Here is a 15,384-nt window from a genome sequence, read left to right as displayed (position 1 = left end):
GCTTACATGCCGCCGCCAAATTGATTCATCAAAAACATAGACTGCTGGTTCATCCGGCTGATCGCCTTTTCCATCGCCGTAAACTGACGCCAATACCGATCCTCGATGCCGACCAATTTCCGTTCAAAATTGTCGATCCGCGAGTCAAGATCGTTCAAGTTACGGCCCATTGTGAACTGCTGATTTGTTTTTAACGCGTTTCCAGCTTTTCCTTCGACTTTTTTCATCGTGTCTGAAATAGATTCACGAAGACGACGCGCAATCCCCTGTTCACTGGTTGTCGTCCCTTTGCTCATGAACAACTCGTATACAGCATTCGGATCATCCTTGATCGCTTTTTTGAGCTTATCCGGGTCGATAATCAGCTTTCCGCCGTCACGATAATTGCTTGAAGTCGTAATCCCGATTTGTGCCAGCTGGTTATAGTTAGAAGAAACGTTCGCTCCTGTAACCTGAGAGTAAAGACCTGAGCGCATGGCGTTCAACCCGCCTGATAAAATCGTGTCGCCACGCAGCATCCCACTCTTCGCCTTCTCTTCCCAAAGCTCGACTTCACGATCTTCCATACCCTCTCGTTGCTCTTTCGTCAAAGGTTGGAAATCACGATACCGCTGTTCACCAATCTCACCATTGATCTTCTCAATCGTCTCATTGTACTTATCAACGAACTTGACGATAGAGTCAAAGATCGAATCTGTATCCTGGCTGACAGAAATGTTCGCGGATCCAACCTGTTTTAAATTGTATGTCACATCGTTGATGGTGAAAGTGTTAGAAGCTCGAGACGTTTGGAAACCATTGATTTTGAATGAAGCGTCCTCACCAGCTGTTTTACCAGTAAGATCTGTCCCAGTGGTAGCATTGCTGAATCCAAGCGCCTGGAAAAAGTCTCTCGTCGTGTCATCTCCGATCGAAATGGATGCATCTTTCCCGGTATTCTTCATGGTCAGAACAACTTTATTAGTTGCTTCATCATAAAAAGCGGAAACCCCTAACGATGTATGTGCATTGATCTTGGCCATGATATCATTGATGGAATCAGTTGAAGGATCGATGTCCAATGAGATATCACTAGCCTGGGATTCGCCAGGTTTGATGACACTTAATTTTAGACTAAAGGGCGATGTAAAGCTTTTGTCTCCACTGGTAGTACCGAAAGTAACATCCTGTATGTTAGTATCTCCTGAAACAACATTTCCATTGTTATCTAAAACTTTTGCTTCTGAACTATAAACCGCTACTTTCGCTAAACTCAGAACCTCAATATTCGTACTTGTTGCTGTCGCATTATTCCCTGCTGACGCTGTTACAGCAGATTCATTTGAACTACTAACCGACTTTGTCAGGTAAGTCGATTGTCGATATACCCCGTCAAAAATAAACTGATCGAGGTCTTTCAACAATTTATTCATTTCACGATAGTCGTCACGTTTCCACTCAAGAAACTGCTTGTCCTGATTCATTTTATCAAGTGGAATCCGTTCTGCTTTCATCAGATCCTTGACGAGCTGATCAATGTCCATTCCACTGGCAAGGCCACCAATACGCATGTCCATTCCATTTCACCTCTAAATTTTTTCGTCTACGACAATTCCTACTAATTCCGCCATCGCCGCATACATATCCAAGAACTTTTTATTCGGAATCTCTCGGATTACTTCTTTTGTTTTGTCGTTAATAACCTGAACATAATAACGATCTAACTTTTCATGGAGCTCGAATTTTAATGAAGTATGTGTAGGTACTAGGAAGTCGTTCATGCTCTCCACTTTTTCTTTTAAATCCTGTTTCGATAAAACTAGATCCTGTTCTTTGTGATTCTCTTTTTGTACCGATCGATTTTCAATATTTTGAGTTTCTAATCTTCCATCTTGTTTCGGAAAAACCGAAGGAGATGAACCGACATTCCCTACACTCATAACCTCTCCCCCTATTAACTTATCTCTATCTTTTTTATCGGTATTAATACCAATTTCTTAAGTAAATTATGTTATAATTTACAAGAACATACATTCCCATAATTAGAGGTTAAATATGAGTGAAATAGACACGATTGAAATGCTAAATAATATACTTCCGAAAAATATTATAGAAATGTTAACAGGAAAATTATTGGGTGATGGGAATATAACAATTGAGAAAGGAAAAAGAGGTAGATTGAGGTTTACCCATGCATCCTCAGATAAAGAATGGTGCAAATATTGTTATGACATGTTAAAAGAGCATCTCCCCTTTAATGCTCCTAAGTATCGAAAGCTGATAGACCCTAGAATGAAACAAGGGTTTACCGAGTGTTATTATGTACAATCCAAAACTGCAGAATCTATTGATTTCCTTAAAGCATTATGGTATCCATCAGGAAAAAAGCAACTTCCAAAGGAATTCATAAGAAAAAATCTATCCCCATTATCACTTGCATGGTGGTATATGGATGATGGGAATTTAAAGGTTCAAAACAATAATGCAACCAAAGTTATTCTCTCTACCGACTCTTTTTCAAATAATGAGGTTAATTTTCTTCAAGAGGTATTATTTTCTTCCTTTCAATTAACGTTTAAAACAGATAAACAAAATCGTCTGTTGTTATATGATAAAGCCTCCATATTTTACTTTTTAAGTATCGTAAAACCACATTTGATTCCTTCAATGGGTAGAAAATACTTTCAACCAATTCCAGCGTCACAGAATAAACCCCAGAGAACAACGATTTATCTCCCTCACGAAATTATCCTTAATAAGCCAACTAAACAAATTAACAATGTAATCACGCGTAGCCCACCTCTATTACTAAAACTAGATTCAGATATTTATAGAAAACAATTTTATGTAAAATATCAAAACCTTATAAATGCGAGAAGAGGCTATCAGATTATTATTACTTCATCTAATCAAAACCTCTTAAACACTCTTCAATTAAAAACGGGGTTCGAAAAAAGTATTTGTGCCCAAGCTTGTTTTGATTATATAAGTGAAAATGGCCGCCTCAAATGAGACGACCATTAATGAGAAATAAATTATCTAAGAAGTTGTAAAACTCCTTGCGGCTGCTGATTGGCTTGCGCTAACATGGCTTGGGCCGCTTGAGATAGAATAGAATTCTTTGTTTGGTTCATCATTTCTTTCGCCATCGTGCGAACATTTACTTTCATAAATGACCAGACTATATCTTCACCCTCTAGCAATCTAGTAGGGGCCGGGCACTTCGGATCCACATTGTTGAACCGCAATGATTCACCTACGGATTTCATCATCATAGCATTTACCTTAGATGGTCTATCCTAGTCGTTGGACCTTCTCCACTTTTTCAAGACAGGAGCTTGGCTGCTGATTGCCCAATCTTTCCTTTTTTCAAACCATCACGCTTGTCGTTTCCAACTTCGTTGTGGCAAGAAAAGCTCTAAGGGGTTTCCAGCAATTCACCCGATTATGATCACTAGCCGTTACCAGCTAGGACGACTGTGCTTGTCACTGCTTAGGCAGCTAAAGCATAATCTACGTCACGGATACGAGATTCCGCAGCAGTTAGGTTTTCAGAAGAAGTACCTAAATTATTAATAGTGTGATCTAGTCGATTTTGATATGCACCTAGCTTAGAACGTTCAGCTGATACATCTTTAATCGCAGAGTCTATTGTAGAAATTGCATCTTTTGCATTTGAGTATGAGGATACATCGATACTATCTACACCTAATGCTGCAGATCGCATATCTGACATTGCTAATCTTATTGATTGATTATCATTAGCACCAATTTGAAATTGAAGTGCATCCCCTGTAACATCAATTGTAGCATCTGTAGCAGCTGTTAATGTATTATCTACGGTTAATTCAAATCCACCTACTGAAACTGAACCATCAGTTGTAGTTGCAGTTTTAGTATCAACAGTTGCACCACCACTATCTTTTACAGTATAGGTCGCATTCATTCCAAAATCAAAAGTTGAGGTACCATTCGCAGAAATAGCGCCTGATGCAATTGTAATTTCATCAGCACCACTAGAGTCTAATGTAATAGCACCAGTTGTACTTTGACCTGTCGCTGAAATAAGTGTATTACCATCTGCATCTTGTAATGCAATATCTGCCGTATTTGCTGATCCATCGTAATTTGTGACTACAAGTTTATAAGAGTTGTTCACATCAAAATTACTACCAGTTAGTGTAAGATCAGTATCTGCAATACCAGTTGTTCCTGCGTTAAAATTAGCTGCTACTTTAGAGACGGTTCCTACTTCAACATCATAAGTATCAATATTCATGGCACTTACCGCTTTAGAAGAAACAATATTAGTACCACCCGAAGTTAACTCTGCCTTTTGTGATGCATCTCCATTAATAAGTTTTTTCGTATTAAATTCTGTTGTATTACCAATTCGATCAATTTCATCAACTAATTGATCAATTTCTTTTTGAATTTCTGCACGGTCATCACTTGTATTTGTATCGTTTGCTGCTTGAACTGATAATTCACGCATCCGTTGAAGAATACTATGAGTTTCGTTTAATGCACCTTCAGCAGTTTGGATCATTGAGATTCCATCTTGCGAGTTTTTTTGTGCCATATCTAATCCTCGAATTTGTCCTCGCATTTTTTCAGATATTGCTAGTCCAGCTGCATCATCACCTGCACGATTGATGCGCAAACCAGAAGATAATTTTTCCATTGATTTTGATTGACCCGCATTTGCAGCTCCCAACTGCCGGTAAGTATTAAGAGCTGCGATGTTGTGATTAATTCTCATTATAAATTTCCTCCTTGAATTTTGATGAACCACGTCCATGTGGTTCTCTAATTTGTGAAACATCCAATAAAGTCGGCCGCCTTCATTGTTGCTTCAGTTACATTTTTTATATCGGCTTTTGAATAGAGATCTTAATATAAAATTACAATAAAAATAAAAGTTGCCCTCTACGCTTTAATTTGTAGAGAACAACCTGTCTGTTCATTGTTATTTATTTTTAACGATTTTTGATAACTTTTTGATTAAATCTGTGTCTACAGAAGCTGCACTGCTATTTTCGTCCTGGATAGACAAATATATCTCTTTTCTATGTATATCGATGTTTTTGGGGGCGTTTACACCAATTTTGACTTGTTCACCGTCGATTCCAAGAACCTTGATTTCAATCTCTTCTCCGATTTGTATGGATTGGTTCAGTTTCCGTGTTAGAACGAGCATTTATTTTTCCCCCTTAACTGTTGTCAAGGGTTGCGGGAACAAACTATGTTTCGTTCGATATTGATCTTCATTCAAAACGATCTGTTTACCTGAACCATTTTCTATATTCAACACTATCGGTGCTTTTAAATTCGCTGTTGTTTTTTCGAATGGATCTTGTATAGTCAAAATGACAAAGACAGCTACTTGCTTTTCATCTTTTATTTTCAACTGGTCTGTAACTGCTTCTGGAATGCTAAACTCGTAATCTTGGAAAAACAGAAACGGATTTGTAATTACAAATGCCAGGGTAGGTGTTTTTACAGATTGCAATATACTTAATGGTGTTTCTTCATCCGCAAATGGAAGAATAATAAACTGTTTTTCCTCCTTGAAACCTGGCAACCCTTGAACAAATTCCAATATCTCTTTCTCTTCTACTTCCATATCCCCGAAGTATTTCGTTTCAATTTTCATTACTAATCCACCACACTTTTAGTATTAGACAAAGTCGATCGAAAGTGAATTCCTCTGTTTTAGAAAGACCTCAACATCACCTGGTTGGTACGTATGTTCAGCATTCCTTGGAGTCGTCTCGATCTTCGGTTTGTTGACTTGGACATCGATATCCACTTTAGCAGGTTGGTAATTCAACTTCACACTTCCTGCTGAAGGAATCCAACCGATGTTCCACTCTTTCATTTCATCGCCACTGTTGATACGTGCTTGTTCAGCAATTGGATTTCCACCATTTTCAATCCTCATTAACTGATCACCTTCCTGAGCCCGACGTGCAATCCCCGCTAGTAAATCTTCCCGACCTAACTGTGCCGCTTCTTCGGTCCGCACAATAACACTTTTCAAATCCATATCGTTCCATGCTTGTGTCTGATCGATCGTCAGTACCCCGTTGGTCGTACTGATGGTCATGTCTGCTTTCGGCTGTTGAATGGATTGTTCTGCTTTGGGTTGTCTGATCTGCTGCACACTTTGTGTCGTTTTTAATCCTATTAAAGCAGGCTGTGATTGTATTCTGATTTGAGGAATTTGCAATAGAGTCACCTCTTTTAGTAAAAAAAGCTATCTAAATAGATAGCTTTATCGTAGGAAATCCATTAACGTCGGCTGAATGATGCGAGCTCCTGCCGCTAGTGCTGCACGATGGATACTTTCCTGAGTCTTCAGATCAATAATTACGCGTTCCATGTCCGCATCTTCATTATCGGATAGGATCCGGCTGGCAATGACCTCTTGTTCAGCCACCCGATCACTGATCATCTCAATCCGATTATAGCGTGCACCAAGCTCCGCTCTTTCTGCTGTATTGTTATCCATATGGTTATCTAAGTTTGATAGATATGTACTAATTTCTTCATCAGATCCGCCATTTTCAAGTTTTCCGACTAACTCTTTAAGATCATCAAAAAGCTCCTGAGAAAACACATTGCTTGGTGTGATATTCGTCCTAACCTTTATCCCTTTGGATACTTCAATCTCGACTGGATTGTCATTGGCAGTCGCAGATCGTGTCCCATCTGCCCCAACTGGTGCTTCCGTCGTATTGTTCCCATTAAAAATATACTTCCCTGCAACCTTCGTATTCGCGATATCAATCAGATGATCCCTAATCTGACTGATTTCCTTTGCAATCGCACTTCGTTGTCCATCTTCATACGTTCCGTTACTCGCTTGAACTGTCAATTCACGGATTCGGTGCAGCGCTTGTCCTGCTTCGTCCAAAGCTGCATCTGAATTATCCATCCAGTTATAGACTTCTGACAAGTTGCGCTTGAACTGCTCGACTTCCGTCAGGTTCGTCCTGTATTCCATGCCTTTCATCGCTACAACTGGATCATCAGAAGGTCTGTTGATACGTTTCCCTGTTGCAAGCTGATCCTGATACTTGCCCATCCGCTCATAGCTCTGGCTTAAATTACGAAGCATATTTCCTGTCAACATACTTTGCGTAACACGCATCTTTTACCCCTACCTTCCTACTCGACCCATGCCGTTGATGATCCGATCAAGCATTTCATCGATACTCGTGATATTTCGTGCAGCTGCGTTATACGCATGCTGGAACTGCATCATTCTAGTCATTTCCTCATCTAAAGACACACCGCTTACAGATTGACGGCGTTCTTCAACGGATTGTTTCAACGTTTCGGAGTTACCCTTTAAACGATTCGCTTGCTGAGTATCGACTGCCATTTCACCGATAACACCTTCATAAAAACTCTGGACGGTGGCTTCACCAGTACTGAAATCAAATTTTGAATCCTTCACTTCAGAAAGCAATAACGCATTACTTCCATCACCGGCAAATCCATTTTCAGAGGCGGCAATGTTATTCAACCCACCCTTTTCAGTAATGTCGGTATGTAGCTTGATACGTGATGCTGCTCCTTGTTCATCTGCCAATTCTTCGAAAAAAAGATTCCCTGTATTTTCACTCGGTACATTATCTGGATCCAATCCATAACCACCACTATGGACAGCATTAAATTCAGTGGCAAACTGATACGCCATTTCATCAAGCTTCGATAACATTCCCGGATAAACTTCGTTATGTGCTACCAGTTGACCCAATAACTTTCCTTTTGCTGTGAAATCAATTTCATCTGAATTACCTGTCGGATTCCCATCCTTGTTGTGCTCCGTCAGTGTAAACTGGCTGGTACTCCCGTCTTTTAACCCCAATTCATTCCAATTCAGCTTCTCTCCATCAACCAGCGTTCCGATCGTTGTTCCACTGTCATCCACCAACTGAATCGTGTACTTGCCTTCCGCAATGTCTAGATCATCGCCACCACTATCGACCTTCGTTACCTTCACATTCGCAAGTTCAGATAACTGATCGACTAACAGATCTCGCTTATCATACAAGTCATTCGGTAGATATCCGTGCGGTTCCAACTCTCCAATTTGTCTGTTCAAATCATTGATCTGTTCCGCAATCGAGCTGATCGAATCGGCTGAGTTATCGATTTGCAGTTTGATGTCGTCTTTGATCGAGTTGAGTGAACCCGATAAATAGTTGAACGTTTCTGCAAGTGCTTTCCCGCGTTCCCGTACGACTGAACGTGCGCCTGAATCCTCCGGGTTAACTGCTAAATCCTGCAGTGACTGCCAGAATCGGTCCATCGTTTTTCCTAATCCATGGTCAGACGGTTCATTCATGATCTCTTCCATCTTTTGAAGGGCATCACTCCGCGCAGACCAATATCCTGATTTCGTATTTTCACCACGAAATTGCAAATCCAAAAAGCTTTCGCGAACACGTTGAACAGACCCTGCTTCAACCCCGGTACCAAGTTGACCGGGAATCTGCGGCCGGTTACGTCCAGGAGCAGGGAATGCTTCTGTCTGCGTAAAATTGACACGCTGTCTGGAGTAACCAGGTGTACTCGCATTCGCGATATTGTGTCCAGTTGTTTGGAGTGCGCTTTGGTGGGTCCGCAACCCTCTGAGTGATGTTTCAAGTCCGTGAAACGTTGAAGACATGGTGTTTCCGCCTTTCCTATGCTTTAGAATCAAATATCGATCGTGATTTTTGATAACCGTTCTGTTGGGTCGTCTGGCCAGGGCGTCCATAATTCGCTGTGGGTTTCTTCGGCTCCATCAATGACAACGACGCATTGACGAATTGCAGCGATTGCCTAGTCAATTCATGGTTCAACTCATTCTGTTCTTGAAGCTCTTGAATCGTTTGCCTTAATTGGTTTTGCGCATGAATGAGCTTCGCTTGTCCCTCGTGATCATAGAACCGTAACAACTGTGCAAGCGAAGGGTTTTCATCAACGACAATGCCTTGCGCATTCAATAGCGTTTCGACTTCTCGGATCCGTTCATTTTCGATTCGCTCAATGGTTTGGAGGCACTTGTTCTCCTCACTCAACAGTTTATCCAACACAGTTATGTCGTTTTTCTTTAAGGCTTCCGTCTTCTCTACGGAAATTTCTAAAAGTAATTTGTGCTGACTATGTAAATCGGACAACAGCCCGACCATGCGATCCACCCTCATATGCTCACACCCTTAGCTCTTCGTCCAAAAATCGAAGAATTTCTTCGCGACTTTCCCCGAATCCACCTGATAGTTTCCTGATTGGATTTCATTCTTCAAATGCTCGATCTTTTCAGCACGCTCTGTTGAAGTCCCTTGATTCTTCTGCATTTCAAGCGCTTCTTTTGAAATCTGGATCTTATCTTGCTTCACTTGCTGTTGTGGCGTTTCTGCCGGTTTATTAAGCTGGTGTTTGTATGGGTTGTTTGAGATGTTTCCATATCGATTGATTTTCAATGGAATTTCCTCCTCATTTCCACATTTGGATTATTTTTCTGTATGATAAGTTATTCGTTCCTCTTGTATACGTTTTTGGGTCGATTCTTCATGTGAGTGCAAATCTTTTTTCATGCGATCGTTACAATCTCCACAAATCCGACCGTCTTGAATGTTCTTTCCACAACGTTCACATGGGTATGCGAGATTCGGTAATTGATGAGCACGGATCCTGCCCTCTTTTACGAATCGGATGATCGTTTTCTCTGGAACACCCGTTGCTTCGTGTACCTCCCATAAAGATGCTTCCCGGTTCGCTTTCTTGCGGATGAACTTATACACGAGTTCAAACATCTTTTCTTCTTCTTTATAACATGCATCGCACACTTGTCGAAACGACTTCGCGAATATGCGTCCGCATTGCGGGCAATTGGCCAACTCCGCCATGGATGCTCTCTCCTTCAATTCTACTATATCTAGTACATATATCGGTCATCTAAATTGAAAGTTTAGCCTTTTCATTTGTTTAGTAGGATTTACCCTCTTGCTACTGTAAAAGACATGACTTTCCGCGCACCTTGTTCTAGTAAAATCTTACCTGCAGCCTCGACCGTCGCTCCTGTTGTGTATATGTCATCGACTAAGGTAATCGATTTTCCACGAATGTCCGAGCCACTTTTAAAAGTAAAGACTGTTTGGTTTTCAAGGCGATCTGCCCGGGATTTCTTACTCTGTTTTTCTTCGTGCAAAGGCCTTTCTAAAGCATCTACGACCGTAGAGCCTACCGATATGGCAATCAATTCACTCTGATTGAACCCTCTCTCATAGTGTCTTTCCTCACTAAGCGGGATTGGAACAACAATTGTTCCACGAAATTCCTTTTTAAAAAGTGTTCGTAGCTCGTCGCTGAATGCCTTGATCAATTCTGAGTCTCCTCGATATTTGAATTGAGCCATAAACTCCTGCATGAATGGATTATACTGTAATAAGGAGCGATTTTTACTGATCGAGGGTCCTTTCTTGCTCCATCTAACACAATCCAAACAAATGTCGTTTTGGCGATATTTCTCGGGAAATAGCGAAAAAGAGCGTCCACACTGTCGACAAATCTCTCCTTCGATCAAAACCAGCTTCTCTCGACATTCCCCGCACAACAATGGCTCGCTGTCTAAACCCAACAAATCTCTCCAACCTACTGCGGAAATGAAGAAACTTTTGCAATAAAGGCATTTCATGTATTCACTTTTTCGGATGTACGCTTGTTATGCTGTTCAATCGACTGTTTCGCCGACACCATCGCTCTCGTTTTTCCATAATGGTAATAGACCACCTCACCATATGGGTCTTCTATACTACGGCCCACTCTCCCGGCAATCTGCTCAAGTGCATTGGCGGTGAATACTTCGTGATCAGCACCGAATACGGCAGCATCGATTTTCGGTACCGTCACACCTCGCTCGAGGATGGTCGTCGTAATCAACATCGTAATCTCTCCTTTTCGAAATTCATTTACTTTCTCATTCCGATCTGGATCCTCCGCATGGACGAAATCCACAGAACCATGATCTTTCAAACATTCAAATATATCGTCCATATGCTTTATAGTAGGAACAAACAGAAAACATTGCCTGCCGCTCTCGAGTCTTTCTTTCAACCAATCCGACACCACTTTCGGCAGGTGCTTTTTCTTCAATCCTTTTTTCCAATTCCCGCACCATTCGAACCTCGGCACAGGTAAGGGATAGCCGTGAAACCGTTTCGAAATGTGGATCACATCCAGGTCTTTCTTTTTTACACGGGACAACAGGTTTTCAGAAGGAGTTGCGGATAAGTAGATTCGTGCAGAATCCTCTTTACAAGCTTTTTCAACTGCAAACTGCAGAGTTTTGTCGAATGAATACGGGAAAGCATCTACTTCATCGACGATCATGACATCGAAAGCGTCTTTGAAACGGAATAATTGGTGAGTAGTGGATAAGACAAGTGGTGATGGCCTTTCAAGACTTGAATGCCCACCATAAAGAGCCTGGACCTCAATGCCCGAAAATGCGCTTTCAAATCTCGGTATAAGTTCTGTGACAACATCTGTCCGCGGGGTAGCAAGGCATATTCGTAATCCTGCTCGCAGCGCTTTTTCAATACCAGGAAATAAGATCTCAGTCTTTCCTGCACCACAAACCGCCCATACCAAAAGCTCACCATTTCGAACAACCAAATCACTGATTTTTTCAGCGGCAGCCAATTGCAATTCAGACAACTTCCCATCCCAACGTAAAATCGGTTCCTCTACTTTAAAGTGCGGACTCGGTCCACTCCATCTCAACAACGGTGTACATTCGCTAACCCGCCCCATCATGATGCAATTCCGACAATAAGTGCAGTTCGCTTTACAGCGGTAACAAGCAAAAGCAGCAAACAATTCTTTATCCTTATTCCCGCATCTTTGACAGGAGAATCCATGTTTTTCTTTTGTTATTCCTTTTTCATAACGAATGAAACCATGTAGGTAATGATCGTGAATGAGTTTAAGGGGATAAGGAATTTCATCTAAAAGGAGATGGCGTCCGCTTAAATAATTTTGCAGATCGCGATTGAAATTGAAATCAGGTTGTAGTGGTGGATGTGGGAGTTCATCGATTTTACCGATTGGAATGAGTGAGGTGTCGTATTCAAGCAGAGGTTCGGGGCAAAGGAGAGGTCCAAGTTTGGAAGGAACGGTGGCAAAACGCATCAGTCTTGCCACCTGTATGAATTGGATAAGTGCATTATTCTTTGACCCATGTCAGTCCGATACTGCCTTCACCAAGGTGTGTACCGATTACCGGGCCAAAATAAGTGATGATGACTTCTGAATTTGGAAAATCACGCTGTAACTCTTCCGCGTAACCCTTCGCCTCTTCCTCACGGTTGGCATGAATGACAGAGATCTGTGCCATTTCGTCTTTCCCAACATCATCATGAATCAGTTCAAATAAACGTTTGATTGCTTTTTTACGTGTACGGATCTTTTCAAAAGGAACGATCTTTTTATCGACGAATTGCAGAACCGGCTTGACTTGAAGCAGGTTACCGACGAAAAATTGCGCGCTGTTCAAACGACCTCCGCGATGCAAATGGCTCAGATCGTCGACCATGAAATAAGCCCGAATCCCTTTTGCACGGATGACCTTCAGGCGGGACAGGATGACTTTCGCCGCTTGTCCTTGCTCAGCCATTTTTGCAGCTTCTAAAACGAAAAATCCTTGCGGCATACAGCTGATTTCGGAGTCGAACACGTCAACATTAATCGAGTCGACCATCGATTTGGCTGTTTCTGCACTCTGGTACGTTCCGCTGATTTCGCTTGAGAGGGTTATGACGATAGCATCGGTATACCCTTCATCAGCCAGTTTTTCATAAAGGTCTGCGAACAACCCGACCGCTGGCTGTGACGTCTTCGGCAGCTTTCCGCCTTCACGTACCTGCTGATAAAAATCATCCACAGTAAGCTCTGTTTCTTCCTGATAGGATTCATTTTCAAAAATGACATTCAGTGGGACCATTTTGATATTGTATCGGTTCCGCAGGTCCTTCGGCAGATATGACGTACTATCCGTAATGATTGCAACTTTATGCATACATAATAATCCTTTCTATTTATTTACCTACACTATGTATTTGACTAAAACTCTTAATTACCTTCCCTATTTTACTGGAATAATGTCGAAATGAACATGAAAATTTCGATAGTCTCGTAAATCACCGATATATCTCAAATTTGCTCCGATAAATCCCAAATTTGCACCGTTAATTCTCAAAGTTGCACCGATAAATTCGCGGTTTGCACCGATAATCCGGAGCCCGCTCCTCTCATAACATCATTAGAACCGTAAAAAAGAACCTTCTGGCGCGCCAGAAGGTCCATCTAATCTTCAAAACCAATTTAATTCACTTTCACCCAGCCGTTTTTGATTGCTTCGACGACTGCCTGTGTGCGGTCGTTCACGTTCATTTTCTGCAGGATGTTACTCACATGGTTTTTGACGGTCTTTTCACTGATGTAAAGTGCTTCGCCAATCGAGCGGTTGCTTTTTCCATCAGCTAGCATTTGCAAGACCTCACACTCACGCCGTGTCAAAATGTGAAGTGGTTTGCGGTACTCCACCTCTTTAAAGCCAACTTCTCCGCCAGAATTCCCGCCGTGTGTCTTGATGCGACGGAATTCACTTAACAAGTTCACGGTTACCTTCGGGTGCAGGTAAGCTCCACCGTCAGCAACCACCTTGACAGCTTCGATCAATGCATCCGCATCCATTTCTTTCAACAAGTACCCAGATGCGCCTGTTTGTACAGCATGTGTCACATAAGCCTCGTCGTCATGGATGGAAAGGATGACGACTTTGATTTCAGGAAAACGTTCAACCAAACGGCGAGTCGCTTCAACACCGTTGATATTCGGCATGTTGATGTCCATCAACACGACGTCAGGCGAAAAGGAATCAATCAAGTCGACAGCATCCTGTCCATCGTCACCTTCAGCTACTACTTCAAAATTTTCTTCCATGTCTAAAATACGTTTTACGCCTTCACGGAACAGTTTATGGTCGTCAATCAATACGATTCTTGTTTTCACGGCGTTTACTTGTGTCATTTCCATGCCTCCTGCTTACTTAATGGTATTTGAATGAATATCATAGTTCCCTTTCCAGGGTTACTTTCAATTTTGATGGTGCCTTCTAATAGATCGACTCGTTCCTTCATTCCGATGATGCCGAAAGATTGATCTTTTTTCTGTGTCTGATCGAATCCAACACCATCATCACGGATCAAGATCGACAATAACTCATCTTGAAACTCGACCTTCACCTGGATCTCAGCCGCCTGTGCGTGTTTACATGCGTTTTGCACCGATTCCTGGATAAGCCGGTATGTCGCCACCTCCATTTTCGATGGCAGGCGCCGTTCATTACCGAGACTTTTCAAACCGATTTGGATGCCCGTAGATTCCGAGACTGTACGAAGATATTTTTCCAGTGTCGGTATCAGCCCCAGGTCATCAAGTGCCATCGGCCGTAGATCATAGATGATCCGCCGGACTTCGATCAAAGCATTCTTGACCATCTGTCTCAAATCCTTCAATTCTCTATGCGCCTCGTCAACACCTTTTTGCATGTATATTTTTTCAATCAATTCTGAGCGTAATAGAACGTTCGCGAGCATCTGAGCTGGGCCATCATGGATTTCCCGTGACACGCGCCCTCGCTCTTCCTCTTGCGCTTCGATGATCTGTAAACCGAAATCCTGCTTTTCTTTGGCATCTTTCACGATTTCACCGACTTTACGAAGGTCGCTGTCCAGATAACTTAAAACGACGCTGATCTGACTGACCAATCGTTCTGCCCGCTCAACCGTTTCTTCCAACGTGAGGAGCCTCCGCTCGATATCATCTCTACGCTCCCGTAAAGACGCTTCCTTCTGGCGTGTAGAAATCAATTCCACTTGAAACTGGCTGGCAGCTTCATAAGCTTGTTTGATTTCTTCTTCCCCATACCGCTCAAAATGTTTACTGACCTCAGCAAGCTTCGTCCGAGCAAGTCGAGCTTTTGTTTCCAGGACATCCCCGCGTTGAATCGTTTCTAACACCAATTCTCGGATTTCTTTCAATTCTCTCGATAAACGTTCAAATTCTTCTCTTGATTGTTCGCCAATATCAAAGATTTGTTCTTTACTTTCAGTAACGGTGGCGATCGTTTTATCCAGGATTGAATCGATACTGCTTGGATCAAACGTTTTTGTAGGGTTCATGATAATCTGCCTCCAATACTACTGTAACGAACAATCCCCTCTAGGCACTAGGTCCTTCTTACCCATTTAACCGAAAAGTCCTATATCCAAAATTTTCCCCTATCAATTATTACACATTTCGAAATAGTTGTGGAATTTATGACTTTCTTACTCAATTTTTTTC

Annotated in this window: 17 protein-coding genes and 1 pseudogene; 1 reads left to right on the top strand and 17 read right to left on the bottom strand. The window is 41.9% G+C overall.

The window, feature by feature from the left end; translation table 11 throughout:
- Positions 1-2: 2 nt before the first annotated feature.
- Positions 3-1,550, bottom strand: a complete 1,548-nt coding sequence (locus N8M93_RS11110) for a flagellar hook-associated protein 2 (protein WP_261131998.1) — start codon at positions 1,548-1,550, stop codon at positions 3-5.
- 18 nt (positions 1,551-1,568) lie between these two features.
- Positions 1,569-1,919: a flagellar protein FlaG gene (gene flaG / locus N8M93_RS11105; RefSeq protein ID WP_261131805.1), complete on the bottom strand. Its 351-nt coding sequence runs from the start codon at positions 1,917-1,919 to the stop codon at positions 1,569-1,571.
- 115 nt (positions 1,920-2,034) lie between these two features.
- On the opposite strand from flaG, the gene N8M93_RS11100 reads away from it, so the two are divergent.
- Entirely contained in the window at positions 2,035-2,991 is a 957-nt protein-coding gene (locus N8M93_RS11100; RefSeq protein WP_261131804.1) for an endonuclease, read from the top strand.
- Between the two features lie 23 nt (positions 2,992-3,014).
- Here the strand turns inward: N8M93_RS11100 and N8M93_RS11095 are convergent.
- The 15 genes and pseudogenes from N8M93_RS11095 to N8M93_RS11020 form a co-directional block, all read right to left on the bottom strand.
- Positions 3,015-3,131 (bottom strand): annotated as a pseudogene (locus tag N8M93_RS11095) (flagellin); the annotation flags it as partial.
- A 341-nt stretch (positions 3,132-3,472) separates the two neighbouring features.
- On the bottom strand, positions 3,473-4,741 hold the full coding sequence (locus N8M93_RS22800) for a flagellin (RefSeq protein WP_314728280.1): 1,269 nt from the start codon (positions 4,739-4,741) through the stop codon (positions 3,473-3,475).
- A gap of 207 nt (positions 4,742-4,948) precedes the next feature.
- Entirely contained in the window at positions 4,949-5,179 is a 231-nt protein-coding gene (gene csrA / locus N8M93_RS11080) for a carbon storage regulator CsrA (protein ID WP_261131803.1), read from the bottom strand.
- The gene (gene fliW, locus N8M93_RS11075; RefSeq protein WP_261131802.1) at positions 5,180-5,635 is read right to left on the bottom strand and encodes a flagellar assembly protein FliW; all 456 of its coding nucleotides are present in this window, start codon (positions 5,633-5,635) and stop codon (positions 5,180-5,182) included.
- A 24-nt stretch (positions 5,636-5,659) separates the two neighbouring features.
- Positions 5,660-6,211 carry a DUF6470 family protein gene (locus N8M93_RS11070; RefSeq protein ID WP_261131801.1) on the bottom strand — a complete coding sequence of 184 codons (552 nt, stop codon included), beginning with the start codon at positions 6,209-6,211 and terminating at the stop codon, positions 5,660-5,662.
- Positions 6,212-6,256: 45 nt separating this feature from the next.
- Entirely contained in the window at positions 6,257-7,135 is an 879-nt protein-coding gene (gene flgL / locus N8M93_RS11065; protein ID WP_261131800.1) for a flagellar hook-associated protein FlgL, read from the bottom strand.
- 9 nt (positions 7,136-7,144) lie between these two features.
- A complete protein-coding gene (gene flgK / locus N8M93_RS11060; RefSeq protein WP_261131799.1) occupies positions 7,145-8,662 on the bottom strand; it encodes a flagellar hook-associated protein FlgK in 1,518 nt (505 codons plus the stop codon).
- 16 nt (positions 8,663-8,678) lie between these two features.
- Entirely contained in the window at positions 8,679-9,182 is a 504-nt protein-coding gene (locus tag N8M93_RS11055; RefSeq protein WP_261131798.1) for a flagellar protein FlgN, read from the bottom strand.
- Between the two features lie 12 nt (positions 9,183-9,194).
- Entirely contained in the window at positions 9,195-9,458 is a 264-nt protein-coding gene (gene flgM, locus N8M93_RS11050; protein ID WP_261131797.1) for a flagellar biosynthesis anti-sigma factor FlgM, read from the bottom strand.
- Between the two features lie 30 nt (positions 9,459-9,488).
- Entirely contained in the window at positions 9,489-9,884 is a 396-nt protein-coding gene (locus N8M93_RS11045; protein WP_261131796.1) for a TIGR03826 family flagellar region protein, read from the bottom strand.
- An 89-nt stretch (positions 9,885-9,973) separates the two neighbouring features.
- Positions 9,974-10,393: a ComF family protein gene (locus N8M93_RS11040; RefSeq protein WP_261131795.1), complete on the bottom strand. Its 420-nt coding sequence runs from the start codon at positions 10,391-10,393 to the stop codon at positions 9,974-9,976.
- A gap of 275 nt (positions 10,394-10,668) precedes the next feature.
- Positions 10,669-12,168: a DEAD/DEAH box helicase gene (locus N8M93_RS11035; protein ID WP_261131793.1), complete on the bottom strand. Its 1,500-nt coding sequence runs from the start codon at positions 12,166-12,168 to the stop codon at positions 10,669-10,671.
- 34 nt (positions 12,169-12,202) lie between these two features.
- Complete coding sequence (locus N8M93_RS11030) at positions 12,203-13,054, bottom strand: DegV family protein (RefSeq protein ID WP_261131792.1); 852 nt, start codon at positions 13,052-13,054, stop codon at positions 12,203-12,205.
- A 305-nt stretch (positions 13,055-13,359) separates the two neighbouring features.
- On the bottom strand, positions 13,360-14,067 hold the full coding sequence (locus tag N8M93_RS11025; protein WP_261131791.1) for a response regulator transcription factor: 708 nt from the start codon (positions 14,065-14,067) through the stop codon (positions 13,360-13,362).
- Complete coding sequence (locus N8M93_RS11020) at positions 14,064-15,221, bottom strand: sensor histidine kinase (protein ID WP_261131790.1); 1,158 nt, start codon at positions 15,219-15,221, stop codon at positions 14,064-14,066. The genes N8M93_RS11025 and N8M93_RS11020 overlap by 4 nt, the downstream gene beginning before the upstream one ends.
- Positions 15,222-15,384 lie beyond the last annotated feature (163 nt).

Origin of the sequence: Bacillus sp. Marseille-Q3570, from assembly GCF_946151055.1 — a bacterium.
Classification (GTDB): domain Bacteria; phylum Bacillota; class Bacilli; order Bacillales; family Fictibacillaceae; genus Pseudalkalibacillus.
This window is presented reverse-complemented; position numbering and strand designations above follow the sequence as displayed.

Coding starts and splice junctions, on each gene's coding strand:
- N8M93_RS11110 (WP_261131998.1), bottom strand. CDS start 1,550: ATGCGTATTGGTGGCCTTGCCAGTGGAATGGACATTGATCAGCTCGTC.
- flaG (WP_261131805.1), bottom strand. CDS start 1,919: ATGAGTGTAGGGAATGTCGGTTCATCTCCTTCGGTTTTTCCGAAACAA.
- N8M93_RS11100 (WP_261131804.1), top strand. CDS start 2,035: ATGAGTGAAATAGACACGATTGAAATGCTAAATAATATACTTCCGAAA.
- N8M93_RS22800 (WP_314728280.1), bottom strand. CDS start 4,741: ATGAGAATTAATCACAACATCGCAGCTCTTAATACTTACCGGCAGTTG.
- csrA (WP_261131803.1), bottom strand. CDS start 5,179: ATGCTCGTTCTAACACGGAAACTGAACCAATCCATACAAATCGGAGAA.
- fliW (WP_261131802.1), bottom strand. CDS start 5,635: ATGAAAATTGAAACGAAATACTTCGGGGATATGGAAGTAGAAGAGAAA.
- flgL (WP_261131800.1), bottom strand. CDS start 7,135: ATGCGTGTTACGCAAAGTATGTTGACAGGAAATATGCTTCGTAATTTA.
- flgK (WP_261131799.1), bottom strand. CDS start 8,662: ATGTCTTCAACGTTTCACGGACTTGAAACATCACTCAGAGGGTTGCGG.
- N8M93_RS11055 (WP_261131798.1), bottom strand. CDS start 9,182: ATGAGGGTGGATCGCATGGTCGGGCTGTTGTCCGATTTACATAGTCAG.
- N8M93_RS11045 (WP_261131796.1), bottom strand. CDS start 9,884: ATGGCGGAGTTGGCCAATTGCCCGCAATGCGGACGCATATTCGCGAAG.
- N8M93_RS11040 (WP_261131795.1), bottom strand. CDS start 10,393: ATGGCTCAATTCAAATATCGAGGAGACTCAGAATTGATCAAGGCATTC.
- N8M93_RS11035 (WP_261131793.1), bottom strand. CDS start 12,168: ATGCGTTTTGCCACCGTTCCTTCCAAACTTGGACCTCTCCTTTGCCCC.
- N8M93_RS11030 (WP_261131792.1), bottom strand. CDS start 13,054: ATGCATAAAGTTGCAATCATTACGGATAGTACGTCATATCTGCCGAAG.
- N8M93_RS11025 (WP_261131791.1), bottom strand. CDS start 14,067: ATGACACAAGTAAACGCCGTGAAAACAAGAATCGTATTGATTGACGAC.
- N8M93_RS11020 (WP_261131790.1), bottom strand. CDS start 15,221: ATGAACCCTACAAAAACGTTTGATCCAAGCAGTATCGATTCAATCCTG.